Origin of the sequence: Streptomyces sp. NPDC003077, from assembly GCF_040611095.1 — a bacterium.
Lineage (GTDB): Bacteria > Actinomycetota > Actinomycetes > Streptomycetales > Streptomycetaceae > Streptomyces.
On the sequence record NZ_JBEXNM010000040.1, the window covers coordinates 1 to 24340 of the forward strand.

Here is a 24340-nt window from a genome sequence, read left to right on the forward strand (position 1 = left end):
GTCCGCGCGCCCCCCCTGCGGGCGTCACCGCCGGCGCGGGGCCCGCCCCCCCCCCCCCCCCCGCGCGCCTCCGCACCCCCGGGGCCCCGTCAGCGCCCGTCCGAACCATCCGAACCGTTCGATTCGACCTGAGCCCCAGCCCTGCGACTGCCCGTACGCACCGCCCCCGCACTGGCCGCGATCACCAACGCGATCGCGACGCACTGCGGCAGCGACAGCCCTTGGTCCAGCACCAGGAAGCCCGCCAGCGCGGCGACGGCCGGGGCCAGGCTCGTCAGCACCGCGAACGTCGCGGCGGGCAGCCGGCGCAGGGCGAGCAGTTCCAGGGTGTAGGGAATGCCCGAGCTCATCACCGCGATCCCCAGACCCAGGCCGAGCACCGTCGGCTCCCACAGCGTCCCGCCCGCCGATCCGACGCCCAGCGGCAGGCTGACCAGCGCGGCGACGGACATCGCGATCGCCAGCCCATCCAGCCTCGGGAAGCGGGCGCCTGCGCGGGCGTTGAGGACGATGTACGCCGCCCACATCACCCCGGCACCCAGCGCGAAGGCCACGCCTGCTGCGTTGAGGTGTCCGAAGTCGCTACGGCCCAGCAGGTAGACACCGGCCAGCGCGAGACCGGCCCACAGCAGACTGGCGGCGCGGCGCGAGGTCACGACCGACAGGAGCAGCGGCCCGAGCACTTCCAGCGTGACCGCCGCCCCCAGCGGGATCCGGTCGATCGCCTGGTAGAAGAGCATGTTCATGCCGCCGAGAGCGAGGCCGAACCCGGCGACCACCGCCCAGTCGGCACGCGAGTAACCCCGCAGCCGGGGCCGGGTGACGACCAACAGCAGCAAGGCGGCGAACGTCACCCGCAGCGCGACCGTGCCGAGCGCCCCGGCACGAGGGAACAGCAACGCGGCAAAGGCCGACCCGAACTGGACGGACAACGTCCCGGCCAGCACCAGGCCGATCCCGCCGACGGTGCCGCGCCCGGCGGCGTGACGGAGAGGACCGGACGCGGACGGCCTCTTGGGCGTATCGGGAACTGGCGACGCCGCAGGCGAGGTGGGCGATGTGGGCGTTATGGATGAGCTGGGCTCCGTGGATGTCATGTCCTTCACACTAAGGACTGTCCCGTACCGCAACGACGAGTCGACGCCCACCGCCCACCGTTACGGCCATCACTCCACTTCCACTTCGAAGGCCGTGTCATCCTGCGGGTTCTCCACGGCCTCACGGATGCGCTCCGGCGTCCAGTACTCCCGCAGTCGGCGCTCCATCTCCTCCGGTTCCTCCGAAGACGTCCATATGGTGACCCCGTCCCGCTCAGTAACCGTGCCCGGCGGACCCTCGCCGTCATCCGCACGCCCGACGGCGAGGGCGGTGCCGGCCACTGCGGCGGCGAGCGAGACGGTCAAGGCGGTGATGAAGACCGGCCGTAACCAGCGTTTGGTCCGTGCGCGCCCACGAGGCGTGTCAGGTGTCATGCGGAGATCCTACGAACGCCTGCGCGTGACGACAGACCCGCCTGTGGCCAACTTGGGCGCTCTGGAGGGAAGTTCGATCAATTGCGGCCTGACGGGCAGCGAGGAGCGGTTCCGGTGCGGGATGGTGCGCAATGGCGCTTGTCCCGGTATACGCGGGGACCACGTTCCCTCGGCGGCGGCGATCGTGCTGCGCGTGGGACCATCCCCGCGCGCGGGGACCACCGCGAGGACGGCTTCCACGTCACCCGTCACACGGGACCACCCCCGCACGCGCAGGGACCACTCGCCGAGCTGCAGCATCTCCTCGCACATGCGGGGACCACCGCCGCACACGCGGGGACCACTGGAAGGCCGTCGTGGAGGCCGAAGAGCGGCTGGGACCACCCCCGCACACGCGGGGACCACAGCGCCGACGTCTCCCGCGCCCGCTCGAACGGGGGACCACCCCCGCACGCGCGGGGACCACCCTTCGTCCGGGATGATGCCGTCGGTGTAGCCGGGACCATCCCCGCACGCGCGGGGACCACCCGTCGACGGCGGCCTTGAAGGTGGGGTACCAGGGACCATCCCCGCACGCGCGGGGACCACTACCGCCCTCAGCCGGCCGACCCGCCGGCCGTGGGACCATCCCCGCACGCGCGGGGACCACTTGTCGTCGAGCCGCTTGACGGCGTAGTGCACGGGACCATCCCCGCACGCGCGGGGACCACACTTACAGGCTTTCACCCGCTCGATGGCGCCCGGGGACCATCCCCGCACGCGCGGGGACCACGAGGCACGCTCCCCTCGGCGGGTGGTCAGGCCGGGACCATCCCCGCACGCGCGGGGACCACACCGATCGCATGATCCACACGTACACGTACCTGGGACCATCCCCGCACGCGCGGGGACCACAGATTGGGTGTAGTCGACACGATTCTCAAGGTGGGACCATCCCCGCACGCGCGGGGACCACTAAGTCTGTAGGGACGGTGCGAAATTCGACGTGGGACCATCCCCGCACGCGCGGGGACCACAGGCCGCGACCTGCGGGTTTAGGCGAGCAACACCCGGATTTTACTCACTTCCAAAGAATTACTCATAACGGTCACTCCGCAGCTTCACGGCCAATAACCCCCGCAACGAGCCCCCGCCCCCTCCCCCAACAAGCACACCCGCCACCGAGTATGCCGACCGACCCCACCCCCGGCACAGCGGATCACCACCCCACCGGCAGCACAGGCACCAGCCGATACCCATCCCCCCGCCCGACCACACGCCCCGCCGTCGGAGGCGGGAAATGGGTCCCGAGGACGACGGTGGCCGTGTCGGCGAGGGAATCGAGCAGGGAGCGGCGGGTGGCCTCAGCCTGTGCCGGGTGGATGTCGACGCAGCTACCGATGGCGGGGTGGGCGAGCTGCACGGGGTGGTGGAGGCAGTCGCCGGTGATGAGTGCGGTTTCGTCGTGGCTGGTCAGCTCGACGGCAACGTGGCCAGGGGTGTGGCCGGGGGTGGGTAGCAGGCGTACACCGGGGACGAGCTCGGCGCCGGTGGCCGGAACGTCGACGAGGTCGAGCAGGCCCGCGTCCTCGACCGGGAGTACGGAGTCGCGGAACATTTGGCGCCGCGGCTCGTCCATGGGGTATCCGGCCCAGAATTCCCGCTCGACGCGCGAGGTGAGGTAACGGGCGTTGAGGAAGGTCGGAACCCAGGTGCCGTCCGGCGCTTCCCGGGTGTTCCAGCCGACGTGGTCGGTGTGGAGGTGGGTGAGGATCACCAGGTCGATGGTGTCCGGGTGGAATCCCGCCGCGGCGAGGCGCTGGAGGTAGTCGGTGCGCAGGTCGTGCCATGCCGGGTTGGCCCGGGTCTTGCCGTTGCCGATGCCGGTGTCTATGAGGATGCGCCGTCCGCCGATGGTCAGCGCGAAGCTGTGGCTATCGAGGCGCAGGGTGCCGGCGTCGTCCGCGAAGTCGGGGTGCAGCCAGTCCTCCCCGGTGACCACGTCCGTGGTGGCCGCGGGGAGCAGCCAGGGGCCGGTTTCGGGCGGTAGGGGGGTCTCGTCGATGCGGTGGATGGTGGCGTCGCCGATGGTCCAAGCGGTGGTGTGGGGGCTGTTGGCCGGGGTGGTGTTCATGGTCGCGGTGTTGCCTTTCGTCTGTCGGATGTCGGAGTGGCGGTTCGAGAACGGCGGGGGGCGTTCGAGAGCGGCAGGGGTCGTTTGAGCGCGGTGGGGCGGAGCCTTGGAGGGTTCGGTGGCGAGGCGGGGCCCGGAGAGGTTTGGCGGCCGGACTGACGGAACTCGGGGAGCCCGCACCCGGAACTCGGTAGCCCTGGCCGCCGAGTTCCGGGCGGCCTGCGACTGAGCGGCTCGGGTCGCCGACTGCTGATCCCGATCGGATTCGCTGATCCCGGTCGGATTCACGGAGCTAAACGCAATTGGTTTGCGTTTAGTCACCGTAGGACCTAACGTCTCCTAACGCAAACGGTTAGCTTTTGAGTCTGGCCGGGTCGGCGGGGTTCGACGACACACGCCCTGACCCCACCCACCCCCGATACCGCCCTCACCCCCACTCCGCCCCAAGAGAGGGAACAACTCCCCATGTCCCCCACAGACACCATAAAAGCCACATACGCCGCAGATACAGACATCACCGACACAGGCGCAGGCACAAGCACAAGCGCAGCCACAGCCACACCCATCACACCCCCAGAAGCCGCCCTCTGGTCCGCGCGTGCTGGGCTTCCCCTGACGGATGGCCGTCACGCCGCCGTGGCCGCCACCGCTCACCACATCCACACCGTCGTCTCGGTCCTGCGGGAGCTGGACTTCGGGGACGTTCCGCCCGCCGCCGCGTACCGCGCGGGAGAGGAGAAGCACGATGCAGCCGTATGAACTGTCCCTGGCCGCCGCCGCGGAGGAGATCCGCACCCGACGGCTGTCCCCGGTCGAGCTGGTGGACTCGGTGCTGGCACGCGTCGAGGAGGTGGAACCGCGGGTGGGGGCCTACGTGACCGTGGCGGCCGAGCAGGCGCGCCAGGCGGCACGCGAGGCCGAGCGCGCGGTGGCGGACGGCCGGCTGCGGGGCCCGCTGCACGGCGTGCCCATGGGGCTCAAGGACCTGGTGGACGTGGCCGGTTCGGCGACCACGGCGAGTTCGCGGGTGCGCGCCGACCACCGCGCGGACGCCGACAGCACGGTCGCCGCGCGCCTGGCGGCGGCCGGCGCGGTGCTCGTCGGCAAGACCCACACCCACGAGTTCGCCTACGGCCTGACCACGCCCCAGACGCACAACGCCTGGGACCACGGCCGGGTCGCCGGCGGCTCCAGCGGTGGTTCGGCGGTCGCCGTGGCGGCGGGCTCCGCGACGTTCGCCCTGGGGACCGACACGGGCGGCTCCATCCGGGTGCCCGCCGCGCTGAACGGGGTCGTCGGCCTCAAGCCGACGTACGGCCTCGTACCCCGGCACGGCGTGACGTCCCTGTCGTGGTCGCTGGACCACGTCGGCCCCCTCGCCCGGACCGTCGAGGACGCGGCGCTGGTCCTGTCCGCCATCGCCGGCCACGACCCCCGCGACCCCGCCTCGCTGCCCCTTCCCCATCCCCTTCCCCCGGCGGACTACCGGCCGACCTCCGGTACCGACCTGACGGGGCTGCGCGTCGGAGTGCCGAGCACGTACTACTTCGAACGGGTCGCCCCTGAGGTCGAGGCCGCGGTCCGGCGGGCCGTCGAGCGGCTGGGGGATCTGGGCGCGACGCTCGTCGACGTCGAGATCCCGATGACGCGCTACATCCAGGCGACGCAGTGGGGCCTGATGGTCCCCGAGGCGACCGCGTACCACGAGCGAACCCTGCGCGCGGTCCCCGATCTGTACGAGGCGGACGTGCGCGTCCTGCTCGAAGCGGGTGCGCTGATGCCCGCCACGGACTATCTCCGCGCGCAGCGGGCCCGCACGCTGATGCGGCAGGCGTGGGGCCGGTTGTTCGAGGAGGTGGAGGTGATCGCCGCCCCGACGGTTCCGTTCACCGCGGTCCCGGCCGGTCAGGACTCCGTCACCTGGCCGGACGGAACGGTCGAGAGCGTGTCCGACGCCTATGTGCGTCTTTCGTCCCCCGCCAACATCACCGGTGTGCCTTCGCTGTCCCTGCCGGTGGGCCGGGATTCGGCGGGGTTGCCGATCGGTATGCAGTTGCTCGGGCGTCCGCTCGGCGAGGCCACGATCCTGCGGGTGGGGCACGCGTACGAGCGGAGCGAGCCGCCCCGCCCGCTCGCGGCGCCGGTCCAGCCGCTCGCGTCGTCGGCGGTGTGAGCGGTCCCGGGCGTGGCTGTGCGTGCGTGCCCATACCGTGCGTGCTCGTATCGCGCGGCCCGCCCGTGCGGCCGACGGGCCCTCCGGCCGCACGGGCGGGCCACACAGGCAGGTCACACGGGCAGGCCGCACAGGCGGGTCACACAGGCGGGTCACACAGGGGCACACCGGCCTCCGGCGACGCGTCGGCGGAGTCGGAGGAGGGAGGAGGGAGGAGGGAGGAGGACGAACGCCGGGAGAGCGCGGAAGCCGTTCCCCTCAGAGGTGGTCACCCTTGAAGCAAGATATTTGCTTTAAGCTGATTCCATGAGTCGCAGACCGATGGTGCGCCCCGGAGGACGCAGTGCCCGGGTCCAGGAGTCCGTGCACACCGCCGTACGCGAACTGACGGCGGAAGTGGGCCGCGACGCCCTGACGGTGCCGATGATCGCCACGCGTGCCGGGGTCACCCCGTCGACGATCTACCGCCGCTGGGGAGACCTACAGGAGCTGCTGTCCGACGTGGCGGTCGAGCGCCTGCGTCCCGAGGCGCCCCCGGAGGACCTCGGCGACCTGGCCCGCGACCTGACGGCCTGGGCCGAACAGTTCCTCGACGAGATGTCCTCGCCCCCGGGCCGCGCCTACATCCGCGACGCCCTCCTCGGCGACCCGGACGGTGACAACGCCGGCCAGTGCTCCGCGTACGCGGCCGAGCAGGTCGACGTCATCCTCGCCCGCGCGGCCGACCGAGGCGACGCCCCGCCCGCCCTGGAGACGGTCGTCGACCGCGTGGTGGCGCCCATGATGTACCGCATCCTGTTCCGGCCCGGCGGACTCGACTCCGCGTACGCCCGTCGTCTGGTGGCCGGGCTCCTGGGCGCGCAGGATCGCTGACCCTGAGGGGCGGCAGGCCGCGGGGGGCCGGGCGCGGTGGTCACCAAGGCGGTCGGGCTCGACGCGGCTGGCGCCAACGCCGGGCCCGGCCCCTGGGACGCGGACTTGGCGGACGTCGCCGCCCACTACCCGCCCGACCGGGGCGACTTCGTCGTCGGCTCCGTCGGTGGCTTCCTCGTCGCCATGGGGGCGCTGCGTCCCGCCGCGGACGGCGCCGGGGAGATCAAACGGATGCGGGTGCACCCCCGTTGGCAGGGCCGGGGCTTCGGCCGTCTGGTCCTGGCGCACCTGGAGCGGCGCGCCGTCGAACTCGGCTACCGGCGCCTCGTCCTGGACACCACCGAGGGCCAGCACGCCGCCCTCGCCCTGTACCGGCGCCACGGCTACCGGCGGATCGGCGAGGCGACGGTAGCGGAGTGGGCTTGCCGTCCCTGCTCTTCGAGAAGCGGCTGTGAAGCGCTCGACGCTCGGCACTCGTCGCGAAGCAACGGTGAAGCACTCGGCACTCGACGCGAAGCAACGGTGAAGCGCTCGACGCTCGTCGCGAAACAACGGTGAAGCGCTCGGCCGTGCGGAGGGACGGCCGTCCTCACGGGAGAAGGCCGTGGCCTCAGGGCGGGCCGGAGGGTACGGGCGTCGCGTAGAGGACGAGGTTGCGCGTGTAGCGGTGCCGGGCGTGGTCGTACGAACCGGTGCAGGTGACCAATGCCAGGCGGGCGGGGCCGGTGGCGGTGAACAGGTCGGCGGGCAGGTCCTGTCGGTGGTAGGTGCGGCGGGCGGTGACGCGGTAGGCGTGGGCGGTCCCGTCGGCGGTGGCCAGTTCCACGCGCTGGCCGAGGGCGAGTGGGCGCAGGGCCGCGAAGGCCGCGGGTCCGGCCGGGGTGTCGAGGTGGCCGGCGATCAGGACCGTTCCCCGCTCGTCACCGGGCGCCGCGCCCAGGGCCCACCAGCCGGCCGTATCGCGTCCGGGCGGGATGTTCAGCGCTCCGCCGGCGGCGGTGGCGACCGGGACGACGGTGGCCGACAGGTGGTGCGGTCCTCTCAGACGGCGCGGCGGGGAACCGGGCGGCCGGTAGGCGGAAACCGTGGAGGAGGGCAGCTCTCCGGGCAGACCGCGCGGCAGGGAAGCGGGCGGCCGGTGTGCCCCTGCCGTGACGGGAACGGTGCGGGAGGGCAGCTCTCCGGCGTCCCCCAACGGGTCGTCCTCCGGACCGATGCCCGCCAGCCATCCGGCACCGGCCACCACGCACAGGCTCACCGAAACGATCCGGGCGCACCGGAACGGGCGGCCCATGGCGGCGGATCAGCGGCCGGACGCCCGGCGCCGGGCGCGGCGGAGCCAGAGGACTCCGCCGACGGCCACCACCGCGCCGCCGCCGGCCAGGGCCAGTGCGCCACGGTGTCCGACGGCGGCCGGGTCGGCGGTGGCCAACTGGCCGCCCGTTCCGGTGGGGATGGTGCCGGCGGACGCGCCCTCCCGGCAGGTGCCGCCGCGCACCGCCTCCAGGTGCATCGCCACCACGGGCCGGGCCGTGTGGGCGGCGGCCCGCACCTCGGCGTTCCGGCCCGTCCGGATCGCCTGGTCGATCAGGGCCAGCGTCTCCGTGTGCGCCGTGGCCTGTGCCGTCAGCCACTCCCCGTCGTACTCCGGCGTGCCCGCCTGGGCCTGGACCGCCACCAACGCGTCCTGCTGCTCCTGGCTGGGCGCCGACGGCAGGGCCACGTTCAGCCTGTTGGCCAGCGCCTTGGCGTCCGCGTCCAGTTTCGTGTGGTCGCGGACGAGCATGGCCCCGACCTTCCGCACACAACTCGTGGTGGCGTTCTGGTCGGCGTCCTGACCGGCCGCGATCTCCGCCAGGTTCCCCTGGTGCACGGCTCTCAGGAAGGTTGCGTCGGGGTCGGAGGGGGAGGTTCCGTTGGGGTCTGAGGGGGACGTTCCGTTGGGGTCCGAGGGGGACGTTCCATTGGGGTCCGAGGGGGACGTTCCATTGGGGTCGGAGGGGGAGGTTCCGTTGGGGTCCGAGGGAGAGGTCCCGTTGGGGTCCGAGGGGGAGGTCGGGTCGGGGGTCGCCTCGACGGCCGCCTCCGGCATCTCCCCGACAGCCGGGTCCGGCATACCCCCGACGGGCGCCTCCGGGACCTCCCCGACAGCCGCCTCCGGCATCTCCCCGACAGGCGGGTCGACGGTCACCCCGGCGGTCGCCCCGACGGTCGAAGCGGAGGTCGCCTCGGGGGTCGCCTCGCCGGTGGGCCCGCCCCCGCCCAGGGCGACGGCGGCCGGTGCGGACATGCCGGTCATGGCCGCCAGCAGGGTGGTGGTGGCCGCTGCCCGTCGTACGGAGATCATGCTCACTGTTCCTCTCGTTACCGCCCGGCCCCGCGTGCCCCGCGACGAACCGGCTGCCCACGGGCACCTGCACCCGCACCGCTCACATACCTCCCACGCCACCTCGCACCGTCACCGCGAAGACCGCCACATCACACGAACGGACCGCGCGTCACACTGGACGCACGGTGCGCCCGGGCTCCCCTCCCCACTGCGGACGGGAACGGGCACAGGGACGGGAACAGGAACGAGCACGGGGACGAGCACGGGGACGGCGACGAGTACAGGAACGGGGTACGCACACCCGTCACCGCCCTGACCGGCGGAAGGCACAGGACCGCGCAAGTCACAACCCGGCACAAGGCACAACACGGGTCGGCACAAGCCACAACCTGGCCCGGCCAACCTCAGACGTCCTCGGGCGGGCGCCCTGTCCGGAGCATGTGCAGCACGGCCCGTTCGGCGGGCCCCTGGGTGGCGGGGATGCCGAACGCCCCCTCGTCCCCGAGGCGCGGCAGCGCGGCGGCGACGGTGACGCCCTCCTCGTACAACTCGATCACGCGCGGGTTGATGTAGGAGGCGCGGCAGATGGCGGGGGTGTTGCCGAGGTACTCGGAGACCTCGCGGGCCGCCCGGGCGATGGCGCGCCTGCGGGCGCTCTCGCTCCGGGCGACGGACTGCGAGACGGCCAGGGCGACGGCGGCCATGACGGTGGCGTGCCACGTGCGGAAGTCCTTGGCGGTGACCTCCAGGCCGGCGAGTTCCTTGAGGTACGCGTTGACGTCGGCGCTGGTCACGTCGTGCCAGGTGGAACGGTCCCAGTAGGCGAGGAGCCGGTCGCCGCCGCCCCGGCGGCGCAGCAGCGCGGTGAGGCTGCGGCAGGCGGCGGGGTCCGCGACGGTCTGGATGATCTCCTTGCCGTGTTTGCCGGTGTAGGTGAAGAGGACCGAGCCGCCCTGGCAGCGGGAGTGCCCGCGCAACAGCGTGGTGAGGCCGTAACTGTTGTTCAGTTCGGTGTAGCGGTCGCTGCCGATGCGGAAGAAGCCGAGGTCGAGCAGGCGCACGGCGGTGGCCAGGACCCGTCGCCGGGTCAGTCCGCGATCGCCCAGGTGCTCCGCGACGGTCTCGCGGACGGTGGGCAGCGCCTCGGCCACGTCGAGGACGTGTTCGTGCTTGGCCTGCTCCTGTTCGGCGCGGAACTGGGGGTGGTACAGGTACTGGCGGCGTCCGGCCGCGTCGGTGCCGACGGCCTGAAGGTGGCCGTTGGGCCGGGCGCAGATCCATACGTTCCGCCATGCGGGCGGGATGACCAGTGCGCGAATCCGGGCCAGCTCCGGGCGGTCGTGCAGCGGCTGTCCCTCGGCGTCGAGGTAGCGGAAGCCGCGTCCGTGACGGAGGCGGGCGTACCCGGGGTCGATAGGCCGGCTGTGGTAGAGACGCAACCCGACCTCCCGGCCTTCTGACCTTCTGACCTCCTGGCCTCCTGGCCTTCTGACCTCCTGGCCATCTGACCTCCCGGCCTTCTGACCTCCTGGCCTCCCGGCCTCCTGGACGCGCATCAGCCCCCGGGGCCGACCGCCCCCACTGGGCTGCCTGCCCTCCGGTCGTGGACCGCGTCCCCCCGAAAAGTAACCCCGTTACCCCTTTCCACCCTTATCCACGCTCTTCACCGCTGCCCGTGACAGTCGCCCCTGCTCCGCCCCGGCCGGGGAGCCCATCACCGATCTCCGCTCCTCCCCCGCCCTCCGCACCATCCGACACCGACTCCGCCACCGGCCCCGACGAGGGCGTGGCCAACGCCGACGGAGGCATGACCAAGGCCGACGGCGACGTCACCGGCCCCAACGGAGGCATCCCCGACACCGACGGAACGACGACCGACCCCGACGAAGACGCCCCCGACACCGACGGAACGACCACCGACTCCGACGGAGACACCCCCGAAACCGACGGAACAACCCCCGACTCCGACGAAGACGTCCCCGACTCCGGCGAAGACACCCCCGCCCCCCACGGCACGGCCACCGCCCCCCACACATGCCCCGACGCCACCGGCCGGGGCGAACCGCTGCCGGGGACCTTGCGGACGAACGCCGAGCGCAGCGCGTGGTAAGGCGCGTCGGGGTCGAAGAAGGCGCGGCGCATGAAGTCGAGTTCCGCCTGGCGGTAGTCGGCCAAGGGGTGCGCGGCCTCGTCCCGCTCCCGTTCCGCCTGCTTGGCCGCGAGCCGCTGCGGCAGGCCGGGATCGCGCGCCACCTCGGCCGCCAGCCGCACCACCTCCGCCGGGAACTCCTGCGGAGGGACGGGGACCAGGCGGTCGACCAGCCCCCTCCGGACACCGGCGGCGGCGCTCAGCGGCAGCGCGTCCGCCATGAGCCGCTCCGCCGTCCCGGCGCCGACGCGGCGGGGCAGCGTGTAGGTCCACAGTTCCGATCCGTAGAGCCCGATCCGGCGGTAACGCGGGTTCAGGACCACGCCCGTGCGGCACCAGACCTCGTCCGCCGCGAGGGCCAGCATCACGCCGCCCGCCGCCGCGTTGCCGCCGAGGGCGGCGATCAGCAGGCGGTCCGTCGTCCGCAGCATCGCCTCGACGAGATCGTCCATGGCGTTGACGTTCGCCCAGGACTCGGCGGCGGGGTCCTTGGCGGCCTCGATGACCCCCAGGTGGATCCCGTTGGAGAAGAGGTCGCGGACGCCTCCGACGACCAGGACGGAGGTCGGCCGGGTCAGTGCGAACCGGTACGCGGCCAGGAGCCGCCGGCACTGCTCGGTGCTCATGGCACCGCCCGGGAAGCCGAAGTGCAGGAACCCCACGTCGCCGAGTTGCCGGTAGCGGATGTCGGCCCAGGTCCGGCGGTGGGCGGGCACTTCCAGCGCCGCCGGTTGCTCGGGCACCCTCCGCACGAGACGGTCGCCGAGGACCAGCGTCGCGGGAAGCCGGAACGTGGCCGGGCCGCCGTCCCGGCGCTGCGGACGCAGTTCCGGAATCCACACCGCCCCGTCCCGGGTGGCCCGGCAGATCCCGCCCGCGCGCGTCGCCAGCAGCTCGCCGGGCCGCCCGCGCAGCCGGCCTTCGAAGTGCCCTCCGTGCAGGTGGAGATCCTTGCCGCAGAGGGTGTCCGCCACCCCCGGCCAGGAGTCCGCGCCGCGCAGTTTCCGCAGCACCACCTCGGTGGTGTCCTCCTGCCAGTCGATCCGCCGCGCCTCGTCCGGGAAGGCGTCCGGCCGGATGGCGGCGATCGCGGGATCGTCCCCCGGGGGCCGGGCTTCGTACGAGTCGCCGACGCGCCGCTCGTCGGCGTCCTGCGCCCGGGACTCGTACGAGTCACCGGCAAACCGCCCGTCAACACCCTGCGCCCGAGGCTCCCCCGCACCACCGGCGAACCACTCCCCCGCGATCGAGGAACCGTCACCCTGCGGCTGAGGTTTGTACGACCCACCGGCGTACCGCTCCACGGCCAGGAGGACGGCCCGCACGGCGGCGTCGGCGGCCTCGTTGCGGTACACGTCGCTCTTGCCGGCCGGTGGCACGTCGAAGGGCGCGGTCGCCCAGATGGGTCCGGTGTCCGTGCCCGCCTCGGCCTGGAGGACGGTCACCATCCAGTGCCGGGCGCCGGTGGTGACCGCCCAGTCCAGGGACGAGCGGACGCCGCCCCCCGGCGGACCCATACGGACGATCAGACACGGGCGCCCCATCCACATGCCCTCCGGCAGCGCCGTCTCCCACCCGAGCGCGATGACCAGCTCGGGACGTACGTCGTGCACGGCCTCCCGGACCGCCTCGTCCCCGTGCGGGGTGAGCACGACATCGAGGCGGTGGCCACGGTCGGCGAGCTCGGCGTACACCCGCCGGGACAGGCTGTCGAAAGCGCCGGCGACGAGCAGGATGTCCATGGAGACCCTTCGCGGAGTGCGGACCCGGCGAGGCGGGACGCGAGGCCCCACGGGACGGCACGCCGGATAGGGAAGATCGTCGCCGATACGACCGCCAACGCGAAGGACACCGCCCCCGACGCCCCGAAATTCCGCCGGACGGACGCCCGGGCCGGACCGCCGAGTCCGTCGGCGCGACGCTGACGAGGGCGGGGAACACGTACCCGTCGGCGCGGCGCTGACGAGGGCGGGAACACGTGTCCGTCGGACCGGGCCGCGCCGAGGGACAAAGCGATGCGGCCCTGCCACCCCGCCCCCGGTCACCCCGTCACCCCGCCACCGCAAACTCCCCAGGTCAGGTCAGGTCAGGTCAGAACCTCAGCACCGCCCCGGCATCCACCGCCCCGGCACCGACCGTCGCGGCACCGACCGTCGCGGCCACGACCCGCGCCCCGGCGTCGTTCAGATGCATGCCGTCCCCGCTGTCGAACGCGGGGTGGAGGTAATCCGCCCTGGCCGGGTCCTCCACCGCACGGGCCACATCCAAGACCGCGTCGAAAACGCCACACGTACGGATCCACTCGTTCACCTGGCGCCGCGCGGCGAGGCCTTCGGGGGTGCTGTGCCCCGGGTAGACGGCGCCGGCGAACGGGCCGATGGTCGCGGCGTGGATCGTCAGCCCGGCGTCGTGCGCGCGATGGGCCAACTCGGTGAACCCGGAGATCAACTCATCGGCCGTGGCGGGCGGCAGCCCGACCATCCCAGGCAAGCCGAGATCGTTGACACCGAAGTGCGCCAGGACGTGACGGGCGCCCGGCACGGACAGCACATCCCGCTCGAAGCGCGCCAGGGCGTGCTCGCCGATCTCGTCGGTCAGCAGCCGGTTCCCGGCGATGCCCTGGTTGACGACCCAGCCGTGCCCCAACCCCCGGTTGAGCGCGTCGACGGAACGCCGGTTGACACCCGCGACGGTGCCCGCCCCCTCTAACCACGCGTCCCCGAACACGACGGCCACCCCCGTGCCCTCGTCCGCGAGAACGTCGACTCCCGTCACGTAAAACCGGGCCCGGACGGGCCGCGCACCGGGGAGAGCCGCCGCCCCGGCCCGGTTCCCCTGGGCGACGTAGGCCGCTTCGACGGGCATGTGCGAGAAGGTGGCCGGACCGGTCTTCTCCGGCAGGTAGAGACTGAGGACGAGTTCGGTGCCCGCGCGGACGGCCAGCGCGACCGGATCGCTGACCACCTCCTCACCCACCGGGATCGTCAGCCGCACGGAACCGTCGAAACGCACCCCCGTACTGCTCTCGGTGACGATCTCGTCAGCGGTCTTCCGCACGGCCACCCGGGCGTCGGCGACGGTCAGGGGACACCGGCCGTAACGGTTGGAGAGCCGCACCCGTATCCGCTCACCCCCGCCGGCCACGCGCAGGACCTGCCGGACCGTCTGATCACGGAACGCGTACGGCTCGGTACGCCGGATCCGCTCATACGGGCTGATCACCGCACTGCGGAACCCGGCCACCCACCGCTCGGTCATGATGTTCCTTCCCCCGTGTGTGGTGAGCACGGTCTCCTGCCGTCCCGCCCACCCGCGCCGTACGCGTTCCTCGTCGCGGTGACGCGCCTCAAGGCGCCCCGCCAGTCCGTGGATCGCCAGAGGAACACACGTTTGAATTGACGCGCAATCACTTTCCCGAAAAGCGCGGCTCGGCCGAAGGAGCCTTTCGGTGAGCGGCGGCCCGGCGAAGGCGGACGGCGCCGGTCAGTCGGCTGGCCTGCGCGGGAGCCGTAGGGAGTGCGTGCGGGACGGCGGCTGCCCCCGGGTGAGGTGGGTCGGGGACAGCCGCCGATGGCGCCACGGATCCGGATCGCGGCGCCGCGGGTGGCGCGCCGGAGCGTGCGGACCACCCGTCCACGGCAGACCACCCGTCCACGGCGGGCCGGCCGCCACCCTCCTCTCCGGTCCCCTCTCGGCCGGCCGGCCCGTCCCGCACCGTCCCCAGGGGGAAGGAGACGCCGCGGGAGCCATGCGTCAGCGGGACCGCTGCTCGCCGACCAACGCGACGACGGCGCTCTCGTCGGTCTCGTCGGTCTCGTCGAACGTGGTCGCCGTGTAGCCACCGGCCAGGGCGACGCGCTGCTGGAAGGTGGTACGGGACGGGCGGTCGTGGGCGTACCGGTCCCAGTTGTGGATCAGGCACAGCGCCGTCCGGCCTCGTGACGCTTCGAGCATCGCGTGGAGGAGGCGGTCGAACCCGGGTCGCCGGTCGGAACTGAGGGCGTCGTCCCCGTGGTCGGTCCACGTTCCGGCGACGTCCCAGCCCTGCCGTTCGGCGTAGGTGCGGCAGCCGTCGAGTCTCATGTCCAGCAGCCGGTGGTTGACGGTGGCGTTGCGGTCGTAGATGAAGGCGAGGGGCGACGCCTCAACCGAGCGGATGGGGTCAGTGCTCCGAAACAGGACCGTAAGCACACAGGGCACTGGTCACCCGGACTCACAGTTCGGGCGTACCACGGGCTCGGCTCTACAGCACGCCGAGCCGGTGGGCCAGGCTTTCGGCCCGCCGCGCGTGCATGGCCCGTGCCCGGCGCACCAAGCTCAGCACCAGCGCGCCAGCCATGGGCGTTCGCGCCAGGTCTTCCGGGGCCAGCGCCTCAAGTCGCAGCACGTGCAGCAGGGTCGCAGCGTCTTCCCGTCGCAGGTCGTAGCAGCGCGCCACCTCCAGCGTGAAGGTGAATTCCCGCTCGATCGACTGCACCCCGGCCGTGTCGATCTTGTCCGCCAGGTGAAGGGCCTCACCGGTCTCCCCGGCCTCCGTCTCGACGGAAACCCCGTGAAGGCCGACGTTCGTGGGGCCGAACACCGTCCACAAGAGGTTGCCCTCGCCGACCACGGCAGCGGTCGGCGCCGCCTTCTCACGCAGCCGGTCGCGTGCCGCGTCCCAGTCCCGGTACCGGGCTGCGGCGACGACCGTGACCAGGTGGAGCGCCCCCGTCATGGTCGCGCGTTCCGCGCTGTCCGGGGCATCCGCGCGCAGCTTGTCGATCCCGTGCATGGCGACGTGCTCGGCTCCCGCCACCTCGTCCGAGGCGAGCAGGACATGCCCCATATGCCACTGCGCCGCGGCCACGCGGAGCGGATCGTCCGCGTCTTCGGCCGCCCGTACCGCCCGGTCCGCAACCATGAGTGACAGATCCAGTCGGCCGGTCCGACGCAGGTAGGAGCGGAGCAGGAAGTACAGGTCGGCCGCTGCCTGGAGCACCTCCCGACGCGCCTGTGCGTCCGAGCCCGCGCGGTGGGCGCGTACCGAGTGTTCGACCTCGGCGATCAGGGTGGGCAGCGTCCGCGCGGCATCGCTGAACCGCGTGGGGGATTTCCGCCAACTGCGCCAGGCGGCCTCGATGCGCTCGCGCAGGTCGCGTGGGCCCACGGCGGGTGTGCTCAGAGAGGGGCCACAGCCCATGAGAGCCCGCACCACGTGGGTCTCGGCCGTGGACGGCGGGGCCGGGGCGGAGACGGCTGCCTCCGTGAGCGGGGCCGCTTCCTCCGGGAGCAGGGCCGCGATGGGCACTCCGAGCTCCCGGGCGATGGCGTAGAGGATGTGCAGGGACGGCACTTTGAGGCCGCGTTCGATCTGTGAGAGGTAGTCGGGCGTGATGCCGACGAGACCGGCTACCACGTCTTGTCGGCGGCCCTTGCGGCAGCGGCGAATCCTGTCCCCGATGGGCAGACCCGGAGCGACCATGCTCCGCTCCCTCCGTTCATGATGGTTCGCGTTGCAGAGTAGGAGCCTGAGCGCCTGCGCGTAGGGCATTCACCAACGTGTGCGGCAGACGGCGGACCGAGGAGGGCACTGATGACACAGCTCGTGCTCTGGGATATCGACCACACCCTCGTGGACACACGCGGCGTCGGGCGGTCCCTGTTCGCGGAGGCGTTCCGCAAAGCGACCGGCCAGGAGATGCGGGAACAGGCGAAGGTCGACGGTATGACGGACCCGGTCATCTTCCGCGAGACGGCCAAGCTGCACGGCCTGACCACCACCCGTGCGGATTTCCAAGCGTTCGCGCAGACCCTCGGCGAGGAGCACGTTCGGTGCGCGGCGGCGCTGCGGGAGCGCGGGCACGCACTGAAGGGCGCGGCATCGGTCCTCCGTGCGTTGTCGGCTTACGGCCTTCGGCAGACCGTCGTGACCGGCAACATTCGGGCCGCGGCCGAGGTCAAGATTGCCGCCTTCGGCCTCGACCACCATCTCGACCTGTCGATCGGCGCGTACGGCGAGGACGCCGACGAGCGCGCCGAGTTGGTCGCGCTCGCATTGGAACGCGCCGACCGGCAGGCATCCGTTGCCGTGCTCGTAGGCGACACGCCGGCAGATGTGAAGGCCGGCCTGAGTGCCGGTGTCCGCGTCATCGGCGTGGCAACCGGCCGGAGCAGCGCGGATGACCTGCACGAGGCCGGTGCCATCGAAGTGCTGTCCGACCTTTCCGACACGTCCAGTGTGCTGCGGGCCCTTACCCGGCGCGCGTGATCCGCTCAGCCCTGTGTGTGCCCGCCCCGTCCCGCTCAGGCGTCCGGATATCGCGCGGCAAGCGCCGGAGCTCCCACTCCGGTCCGAAACCACCCTCGGACGGCAGAGACTGACCGCGCTTGCCGGGCGGCTGCCCACCAACCACGCCGCAGCGAGGCGGCTGCGCGACGAGTCGGCGGCGTGGTGATCAGTGAGTCGTCTCCGTGCGCAGCCACGAAAGGTATTCGTCACTGCCTGCCGTGATCGGAGTCGCGATGATCTCAGGAGTGTCGTAGGTGTGGGTTGCCTTGATGTGCTCGGCGAGATCGCTGTAGCGCGCGGCGGTGGTCTTGTAGAGGACGCGCCACTCGGCTTCGGTCTCGATCTTCCCTTGCCACTGATAAACGCTCTTGATCGGTCCGTCGATCTGCGCGCAGGCGGCAAAGCGCTTTTCGACGGCGGTCGCCGCGAGGGTCTGCGCCCGGTCTTCGGTGTCGGTCGTGGTGAGTACCGCGAGGAATTCGGCGTCGGCCACGGTGCCTCCTTCTCGGATTGGTCCTTGCCGGATTGGCCCTTGTCGCCGACAGCATCGCAGAACGCGACAGCTCCGCGCGTTCGGCCTCCCTCACATCCGAGTGCTTCGGTCTCCCTCACATCTGGGTGCGGGGAGACGCTGATCCACCACAAGGGCGACAAGTGACCCAGCGAGAGTCACCAGCAACCACCGCCACCCTCCCCCCTCCCCTCAGCACCGGACCACACCGCAAGCTCACCTCCCGGCAGCGATACGAATCGCCATCCTCCGAGCCCTGTCAACTGCCAGGCTTCAAAGGAGGAATCGGCCTGGCAATCGAGATGCAGCCCGTTCTCGAAAACCAGCCGCAGTGACCCTGTCTTGAAGGCCACAGCCGACACGACCTTGACCCCGAAAAGAGCCAAAGCAGGAGCTACTTCCTGCCGTTCCGGAACCAGCATGTCGTACAGGACTTTTCCTCCGGCGGACCCGTGAGAGAGTCGACAAGGAGCTTCCAGGACCACCCGGGAATCCGTCCCGAGCAGAAGCGACAACTGGTGATCGACGCTGATTTTCGTGACGGCCAACCCCCGCAGGCCCAAGATCCAGCGGTCATCGTGCTCGGTAAAAACAGATTCATCCACCTCGGCACGATGCACCGTCATACGCTCATCACGCCACTCGAATTCGCCCCAGAAGTTTTACAGGCATCACAAAGTGGGACCGGTACTCACTGGTGGTTGAGCAGCTCAGGCCGTCAGGAGCGGCAGAAGCTCGTGCAGGCTGTCGATGTGCCAGTCGGCCGCTGCCGCCTCTGGGGTGTCGGCCCACAGGTGACCCCAGGGGCCCCGACGGATGTGCGCGGTGCGCAGTCCGGCCATGGTGGCGGGCGCGACGTCGTTGGCGGGATGGTCACCGACATACACGACGCGGTCGGCCGGGGCTTCCGCAAGCTCGACCACCTTCTCGAAGAAGCCGTGGTTCGGCTTGGCGACGCCCCACTCTCCCGAAGTGGCGATCGCGTCGGCCGGAAGCTCCAATGCACGCAGCAGTTCGCCGGCGCGGGCGGTCTGATTGCCCGCGATGACGACGCGGAGGCCGGCGGCTCGGAGATCGGCCAAGGCGGGGCGGACGTCAGGGTAGAGGTCGGCCTCTTCGATCCGTTCTCCCTGGCCGGCCGCGTCGCGAGCGCGGTATTCGGCTGCGAGGTCGATGTCCGGCTTGAGGAGTCGTACGGCGTCGGCGTTGTCGCGGCCTTGGGCGACGACGGCGCCGACGAGGGCGGACAGCGTGTGCCGGGGGACGTCGAACCAGTCGGCCCATGCCGCCCAGTACCGGTCGTCGCTGGTCAGAGTCTCACCGACGTCGAATGCGACCGCTTCGATCATGCGGAACACCCTACGGCCGGGGACGGGAGAGGGCCCCTTCCGACTGGCCACTGGCCATAAGAGCCGTGACAGCCAACAGCCAAGGAGGTCCGGCCCCGCCCGTCCGCGCCCCCCTCAGCCCAGCGTCTGCGTCACCCGCCACAACCGCCGCGGCAATTCCCCCTCCTCGAAGGGCTGGACCTCATCGAGGACCCACCCTTCGGCGAGGGCATCGACCAGGCGGCGGGAGAAGAAGTGCACGGCGAAGCCGCCATGTTCATAGATGTCGTCACCGTGCGCGGTGCCGGCGCCGTAGTGGGCGTCGCCGGTGTGCCGCACGGTGTAGACGAACGTCCCGCCCTTCCGCAGGACGCGGCGGACCTCGCCGACCAGGGCGTGGATCTCCGCGGTGGTCAGGGCCATGCACAGCAGCATGTGGGCGAAGACCGCGTCAACCGAGGCGTCGGGCAGCGGCAGCGGATCCCGCACGTCGTGCACCTCGGTACCGACCCGCTCGGCGAGGCCGTGCTCGTCGGCCGCGGCCCGGAGCTGTTCCAGGCCGACGGGGCTGAAGTCGGTGGCCTGGACGGTGAAGCCCGCCCGGGCGAAGAACAGGGCGTCGCGACCGTGGCCGGCGCCGAGTTCGAGGACGTCCTTCGTCCCGGCCGCACGGAAGACCTCGGCGGCGTGGACGGCCGGGGCGGAGGGCTGTTCGCCGTACATGCCGGGGTGGGCACGGTAGGTGTCCTGCCAGTGCCGCCGCTGGCCCTCCGCCAGTCGTCCGTCGTCCGCCATCGCGTCCGTTTCCTCTCCTGCCCCGGCGTGCCACCGGATGCCCGCCAGCTTAGGTGCAGTGGTCACGCTGTTCGCTGTGGGTGGGGTTGGGGGTGAGTCTTCGGCGGGCTGGGGAGCTCCTTGCCATCGATCGGCGCGGCCATGGGTGACCAGGCGGCGGACGGGCGGACTGTTCACCGCCTGGTGGCGAGGCGGGTACGGCGGGTCAGGACGAGGGTGCGCCGCGGATGCGAGTGATCTCTCCCCTTCCCGCCAGGCCTTGGAGGCAGGAGGAGGAGGTCGGCCATGAAGTGGGCGAGGTCGGTACAAGCCTCGGCGCGTGCTTCGACGTCGTGGGCGGGGTTGACACCCCAAGGTGTGAGTGGTTAATTACACATATGAACGCCGAACGTCCACGCCAGCTGTCCACGGCAGAGGAGCGCCGGGAGACGGTACTGCGCACCGCCATCGGCACCTTCGCGGCCCGGGGGTACTTCGGCACCACGACCACGGAGGTCGCCAAGGCCGCCGGGATCTCCCAGGCGTACGTCTACCGGCTCTTCCCGAACAAGGAGGCGCTCTTCACCGCGGTCGTGGAGCACTGCTTCGTCAGGGTGCGAGCGGCCCTGGAAGGCGGTGCGGCCGAGGCTGCGAGCAGTGCGCCGGAAGCAGTCCTCGACTCGATGGGCGACGCGTACGCCCGCCTGATCACGGACAACGACCTGATGCTGGTGCAGCTGCACGCGCAGGCGGCGGCCGTCTCCGAGCCGGCGATCCGGGAGGCGGTGCGGGCGGGGTACGCGCGCACGGTCGAGTATGTGCGCGGCGCCTCGGGTGGCAGCGAGCGGCAGGTACAGGAGTTCTTCGCGACCGGCATGCTGTGCCATCTGCTGGTGTCGATCGACGTCGGCACGATCGACGCCCCATGGACGCGCACGCTCACGGCGGGCATCGCGCACTACTGATCTCACAGTGGGCATCAGGACCACTGATCTCACCGCGAGCATCTCGCGCTACTGATCGCCGCACGCTCACCGCGGTGCGGGCATCATGCACCACCGACCACCGACCACCGACCACCGCACGCGCACCAAGGGCGATCGACGGGCCCTCTTCCCGCCCGGCGATCGCCCACCTTCCGGACCAAAGAGTGAGTGGTCAACCACTCAATCGCAGCGGCATCACGCCCACCTCACATCCCGCAAACCTCACCTCGCACCCACATCACGCCGCGCCACCACGAACACACTCACGCCACCACGAACACACACCACAGGAGACCATCCTCATGACCATCAAGCCCCCCTACCTCACCGACTACTACACCCCGGTCGCCGACGAGATCACCGCCACCGACCTCACCGTCGAGGGCAACCTGCCGCCCGAGCTCACGGGCCGGCTGATCCGCAACGGCCACAACCCGAAGCCCGGCGTCACGCCCACCCACTGGTTCAAGGGCAGCGGCATGGTCCACGGCATCCGGCTGCGCGAGGGCCGCGCCGAGTGGTACCGCAACCGCTGGGTCCGCACGCCCGCCCTGGACGGCGCGCCCTACATGACCGAGCGCGGCCCCGACCTGACCGCCAGCACCGCCGGCACCCACGTCATCGAACACGGCGGGCGGCTCCTGGCGCTGTGCGAGTCGGCGTTCCCGTTCGAGCTGACCGCCGACCTGGAGACCGTCGGCGCCTACGACTTCGGCGGCAAGCTGACCTCCGCGATGACCGCCCACCCCAAGGAGGACCCGGCGACCGGCGAACTGCACTTCTTCGCCTCCTCGCCGTTCCCCCCGTTCCTCATCCACCACGTCGCCTCCCCTGACGGCAAGGTGCTGGAGAGCCAGGAGGTGCCGGGCGCCACCGCCGCGCTCAAGCACGACTTCGCCATCACGGAGCACCACGTCGTCTTCCTGGAGGGCTCGGTCACCTTCGATCCGTCCGAGGAGTCCGGCATCCCGTACACGTGGAGCGACGCCCAGCCGACCCGGATCGGCGTCATGCCTCGGGGCACGGGCGGGGCCGCGCGCGTCCGGTGGTTCGAGGTGGAGCAGGGGTTTGGGATGCACTTCGCCAACGCCTACGAGGACGTCCGCGGTCACATCGTCGTCGAAGGCCCGACCGTCGGCCGCGAGGGCTGGCAGCGCTCCTGGAACTGGTGGGTCGGCGCCTCCGACCGCGGCCCCGACCCCGTCTCCCGCTCGCACAGCCGCCGCTGGATCGTGGACCTGGCGGCCGGGCGGGTCAAGGAGGAGCAGACGGACGACCTGATCGTGGAGTTCCCCACCATCAACGATGCCCGCATCGGTCGCGAACACCGCTACCAGTACGCGCTGTCCTTCCCCGACGACCACGGCGCCGGCGACCACGCCCTGGTGAAGTACGACCGGGCCACCGGCGGCCGGCAGTTGCTGCCCTTCGGGGCCGGGCAGCTCGCCAGCGAGGCCGTCTTCGTCCCGGCCGCCGACACCACGGGCGGCGATGCGACCGACGAGAACGCGGCTGACGAGGACGCCGGCTACCTGCTGACCATCGTCGGCGAACGCGACTCCGACGCCTCGAAGATGCTCGTCCTCGACGCCTCGGACCTGTCCATCCCGCCGATCGCCACCATCCACCTGCCGCACCGGGTACCCGCCACGATCCACGGATCGTGGATACCCGACACCGAGATCTGACCCTCGCCTGGCGCGCCGCGTCCCCGCCCTCCGGCCAACCGACCGGAGGCGTGGGGGCGCGGCGGGCCCCTGTTCCCCGTGTTCTTCGGCGCATACGACGCATACGACGAGGAAGAGATCGCCCGGCTGGGCGTCACGGTCTCGGGCACCCAGGTCCGCTCGAACGGCCCGCAGCTCGCCGAAGTGGGACGCCTGCTGGACGCGGGCACGGTGCGCGTCGCGATCGACAGCACCATCGCGCTCGCGGATGCCCAGGCGGCACACGAACGCGCCTCGCGTGGGCACATCCAGGGAAAGATCGTGCTCACGGTTGCATAGGGACCAGCCGTTTTCCCTGCGCGTCCGGCGATCGGCCCCGGGTATCGCGTAGCTGTTGATCGGTCTGGACGACACCCAATGAAGCGGCCCGGCCGTGAGGCCGCCGGGTTCACCGTGCTTCTCGTCATGACCCGGCCGCGACGCCGCCGAGCTCACCGCGCGCCCCGGCCACCTCACCGCTCACGGCTTGATCCTGGCTCGTTCTCAACACTGTGAACGCCGTGAACGCCGTGCAAGGGCGCCAGTTCGCGGCTGAGTTTGAGGACGTTCTCGACGTTCCGAGGGTCGGTGGCGCCGCGGAAGACGGGGACCGGCCGGCTCTGGGGCCCGATGACGATGCCGGTCCGCCCGTCGAGCGAGGCGTCGGTGGCGGCGAAGACGGACGACCTGGCGGCTTCCGACGCGGGACCGGCGGTGGAGCGCGCGAAGAGCCGGCGCACCAGAGGCCAGAGCAGCCGCAGGGGCGGGGAGACGATCTTCGGTGAGGTCATGGTGCCGTCGGTCATGTCGGTGGTGGCGCCGCCGGGGTCGGCCGCGAACACCGTGGTCCCGGTGCCACGCAGGCGCTCGGCCAGGTGCAGGGTGTAGGCGAGGTTGGCCAGCTTGGCTCGGCCGTACCAGTGGAAGGCGTAGTAGCCGCCCGGCGGCTCCGCCGCGTCGAAGGTGCGCTTGGCGGCCTTGACGGCACCGGAGGTGACGTTGACGACGCGGCTCGGTGCGCCTGCTTGGAGCTGGTCGAGCAGCAGCTCGGTCAGCAGGTAGGGCGAGAGGTGGTTCACGGCGAACGACGCCTCGATGCGGTCGACGGTCCGCTCTCGCTCGGGGAACATCGCGCCGACGTTGTTGACCAGGACTTTCAGCGGACCTTCCGCTGCCAGGCGCGCGGCCAGCGCGCGGACCTGGTCGAGGGATGAGAGGTCGGCGGCCGTGAATCGCGGTGCGGCTCCGGTCGCGACCGCCGCGATCTCCTCGACGGCTCTCGCGCCGCGCTCGGCGTCGCGGCCGACCACCGTGACGGCGAACCCTCGCCGAGCAAGTCCTTTGGCGGTTTCCAGACCGATGCCCCCAGTACCCGCCGTCACCACTGCCCGCTGACTCATGGCCCCGCCCTTTCGCCGCCACATGTTAAGTGGATAGCTATCCGCTTCGATGGGCGCACGTTAGCACAAGCGGATAGCTATCCGTTTAGTGCGAGGCGGAGAAGAGGCGGAGAAGACGAGAAGGCGAGAAGGCGAGAGGAATACGAGAAACCGGGCGGGCTTCCGTCCGCCGTCCCACGCGAAGGCCCCCTGGCCGCGCGAAGGCGTCGCCCCACGCGAAGGCCCGTGGCCGCGCGAAAGCCCCGTGGTCACACG

General features: G+C 71.5%; 22 protein-coding genes, 1 pseudogene and 1 CRISPR repeat array. Of the genes and pseudogenes, 8 read left to right on the top strand and 15 right to left on the bottom strand.

The genetic code is table 11. The features are described 5' to 3' along the window. Positions 1-89 precede the first annotated feature (89 nt). From ABZX96_RS24115 to ABZX96_RS24125, 3 genes are all read right to left on the bottom strand, one after another. The gene (locus tag ABZX96_RS24115; RefSeq protein WP_355548008.1) at positions 90-1097 is read right to left on the bottom strand and encodes a DMT family transporter; all 1008 of its coding nucleotides are present in this window, start codon (positions 1095-1097) and stop codon (positions 90-92) included. 69 nt (positions 1098-1166) lie between these two features. After that, a complete protein-coding gene (locus tag ABZX96_RS24120) occupies positions 1167-1472 on the bottom strand; it encodes a hypothetical protein (RefSeq protein WP_355548011.1) in 306 nt (101 codons plus the stop codon). A gap of 193 nt (positions 1473-1665) precedes the next feature. Beyond that, a CRISPR array of direct repeats spans positions 1666-2488; the repeat unit is 29 nt; unit sequence GGGACCATCCCCGCACGCGCGGGGACCAC. A gap of 182 nt (positions 2489-2670) precedes the next feature. Then, positions 2671-3585, bottom strand: coding sequence for an MBL fold metallo-hydrolase (locus ABZX96_RS24125; RefSeq protein ID WP_355548014.1), 915 nt, complete (start codon positions 3583-3585; stop codon positions 2671-2673). Between the two features lie 564 nt (positions 3586-4149). Here ABZX96_RS24125 and ABZX96_RS24130 point away from each other — a divergent pair. The 4 genes from ABZX96_RS24130 to ABZX96_RS24145 all read left to right on the top strand — a co-directional run bounded on the left by ABZX96_RS24130 (position 4150) and on the right by ABZX96_RS24145 (position 7189). Beyond that, a complete protein-coding gene (locus tag ABZX96_RS24130; RefSeq protein WP_355548188.1) occupies positions 4150-4344 on the top strand; it encodes a hypothetical protein in 195 nt (64 codons plus the stop codon). Next, the gene (locus tag ABZX96_RS24135) at positions 4331-5758 is read left to right on the top strand and encodes an amidase (RefSeq protein WP_355548017.1); all 1428 of its coding nucleotides are present in this window, start codon (positions 4331-4333) and stop codon (positions 5756-5758) included. The genes ABZX96_RS24130 and ABZX96_RS24135 overlap by 14 nt, the downstream gene beginning before the upstream one ends. A gap of 306 nt (positions 5759-6064) precedes the next feature. Then, positions 6065-6631 carry a TetR/AcrR family transcriptional regulator gene (locus tag ABZX96_RS24140; protein ID WP_355548020.1) on the top strand — a complete coding sequence of 189 codons (567 nt, stop codon included), beginning with the start codon at positions 6065-6067 and terminating at the stop codon, positions 6629-6631. A 36-nt stretch (positions 6632-6667) separates the two neighbouring features. Continuing rightward, entirely contained in the window at positions 6668-7189 is a 522-nt protein-coding gene (locus ABZX96_RS24145) for a GNAT family N-acetyltransferase (RefSeq protein WP_355548023.1), read from the top strand. Positions 7190-7241: 52 nt separating this feature from the next. Here ABZX96_RS24145 and ABZX96_RS24150 read toward each other — a convergent pair whose 3' ends face one another. The 7 genes from ABZX96_RS24150 to ABZX96_RS24180 all read right to left on the bottom strand — a co-directional run bounded on the left by ABZX96_RS24150 (position 7242) and on the right by ABZX96_RS24180 (position 16573). Continuing rightward, the gene (locus ABZX96_RS24150) at positions 7242-7925 is read right to left on the bottom strand and encodes a class F sortase (protein ID WP_355548025.1); all 684 of its coding nucleotides are present in this window, start codon (positions 7923-7925) and stop codon (positions 7242-7244) included. 9 nt (positions 7926-7934) lie between these two features. After that, positions 7935-8978, bottom strand: coding sequence for a DUF4142 domain-containing protein (locus ABZX96_RS24155; RefSeq protein ID WP_355548028.1), 1044 nt, complete (start codon positions 8976-8978; stop codon positions 7935-7937). A gap of 386 nt (positions 8979-9364) precedes the next feature. Beyond that, positions 9365-10399, bottom strand: coding sequence for a DNA topoisomerase IB (locus ABZX96_RS24160; RefSeq protein WP_355548031.1), 1035 nt, complete (start codon positions 10397-10399; stop codon positions 9365-9367). A 211-nt stretch (positions 10400-10610) separates the two neighbouring features. Further along, positions 10611-12851: an enoyl-CoA hydratase-related protein gene (locus tag ABZX96_RS24165; protein ID WP_355548033.1), complete on the bottom strand. Its 2241-nt coding sequence runs from the start codon at positions 12849-12851 to the stop codon at positions 10611-10613. 349 nt (positions 12852-13200) lie between these two features. Then, positions 13201-14367 carry a GDSL-type esterase/lipase family protein gene (locus ABZX96_RS24170; protein WP_355548035.1) on the bottom strand — a complete coding sequence of 389 codons (1167 nt, stop codon included), beginning with the start codon at positions 14365-14367 and terminating at the stop codon, positions 13201-13203. A gap of 495 nt (positions 14368-14862) precedes the next feature. Beyond that, a complete protein-coding gene (locus tag ABZX96_RS24175) occupies positions 14863-15300 on the bottom strand; it encodes a recombinase family protein (RefSeq protein WP_355548038.1) in 438 nt (145 codons plus the stop codon). Positions 15301-15352: 52 nt separating this feature from the next. Next, a complete protein-coding gene (locus tag ABZX96_RS24180) occupies positions 15353-16573 on the bottom strand; it encodes a helix-turn-helix domain-containing protein (RefSeq protein ID WP_355548041.1) in 1221 nt (406 codons plus the stop codon). A gap of 111 nt (positions 16574-16684) precedes the next feature. Here ABZX96_RS24180 and ABZX96_RS24185 point away from each other — a divergent pair, with 111 nt between their 5' ends. After that, positions 16685-17359 (top strand): HAD family hydrolase, encoded by a 675-nt coding sequence (locus ABZX96_RS24185; protein ID WP_355548044.1) that lies wholly within the window; start codon positions 16685-16687, stop codon positions 17357-17359. A 187-nt stretch (positions 17360-17546) separates the two neighbouring features. On the opposite strand, the gene cutA is transcribed toward ABZX96_RS24185, so the two are convergent. The 4 genes from cutA to ABZX96_RS24205 form a co-directional block, all read right to left on the bottom strand. After that, positions 17547-17873, bottom strand: a complete 327-nt coding sequence (gene cutA, locus ABZX96_RS24190) for a divalent-cation tolerance protein CutA (RefSeq protein ID WP_355548047.1) — start codon at positions 17871-17873, stop codon at positions 17547-17549. 176 nt (positions 17874-18049) lie between these two features. After that, a complete protein-coding gene (locus ABZX96_RS24195; RefSeq protein ID WP_355548050.1) occupies positions 18050-18517 on the bottom strand; it encodes a DUF6188 family protein in 468 nt (155 codons plus the stop codon). A gap of 84 nt (positions 18518-18601) precedes the next feature. Next, positions 18602-19240, bottom strand: coding sequence for an HAD family hydrolase (locus ABZX96_RS24200; RefSeq protein WP_355548053.1), 639 nt, complete (start codon positions 19238-19240; stop codon positions 18602-18604). Positions 19241-19354: 114 nt separating this feature from the next. Then, positions 19355-20014 carry a class I SAM-dependent methyltransferase gene (locus ABZX96_RS24205; protein WP_355548190.1) on the bottom strand — a complete coding sequence of 220 codons (660 nt, stop codon included), beginning with the start codon at positions 20012-20014 and terminating at the stop codon, positions 19355-19357. 377 nt (positions 20015-20391) lie between these two features. Here ABZX96_RS24205 and ABZX96_RS24210 point away from each other — a divergent pair, with 377 nt between their 5' ends. The 3 genes and pseudogenes from ABZX96_RS24210 to ABZX96_RS24220 all read left to right on the top strand — a co-directional run. Then, positions 20392-20958 carry a TetR/AcrR family transcriptional regulator gene (locus ABZX96_RS24210; protein WP_355548056.1) on the top strand — a complete coding sequence of 189 codons (567 nt, stop codon included), beginning with the start codon at positions 20392-20394 and terminating at the stop codon, positions 20956-20958. Positions 20959-21281: 323 nt separating this feature from the next. Continuing rightward, positions 21282-22667 (top strand): carotenoid oxygenase family protein, encoded by a 1386-nt coding sequence (locus tag ABZX96_RS24215; RefSeq protein ID WP_355548059.1) that lies wholly within the window; start codon positions 21282-21284, stop codon positions 22665-22667. 57 nt (positions 22668-22724) lie between these two features. After that, positions 22725-22985 (top strand): annotated as a pseudogene (locus ABZX96_RS24220) (zinc-binding dehydrogenase); the annotation flags it as partial. Positions 22986-23158: 173 nt separating this feature from the next. Here ABZX96_RS24220 and ABZX96_RS24225 read toward each other — a convergent pair. Next, positions 23159-24085, bottom strand: a complete 927-nt coding sequence (locus tag ABZX96_RS24225; RefSeq protein WP_355548062.1) for an SDR family NAD(P)-dependent oxidoreductase — start codon at positions 24083-24085, stop codon at positions 23159-23161. Between the last annotated feature and the right edge of the window lie 255 nt (positions 24086-24340).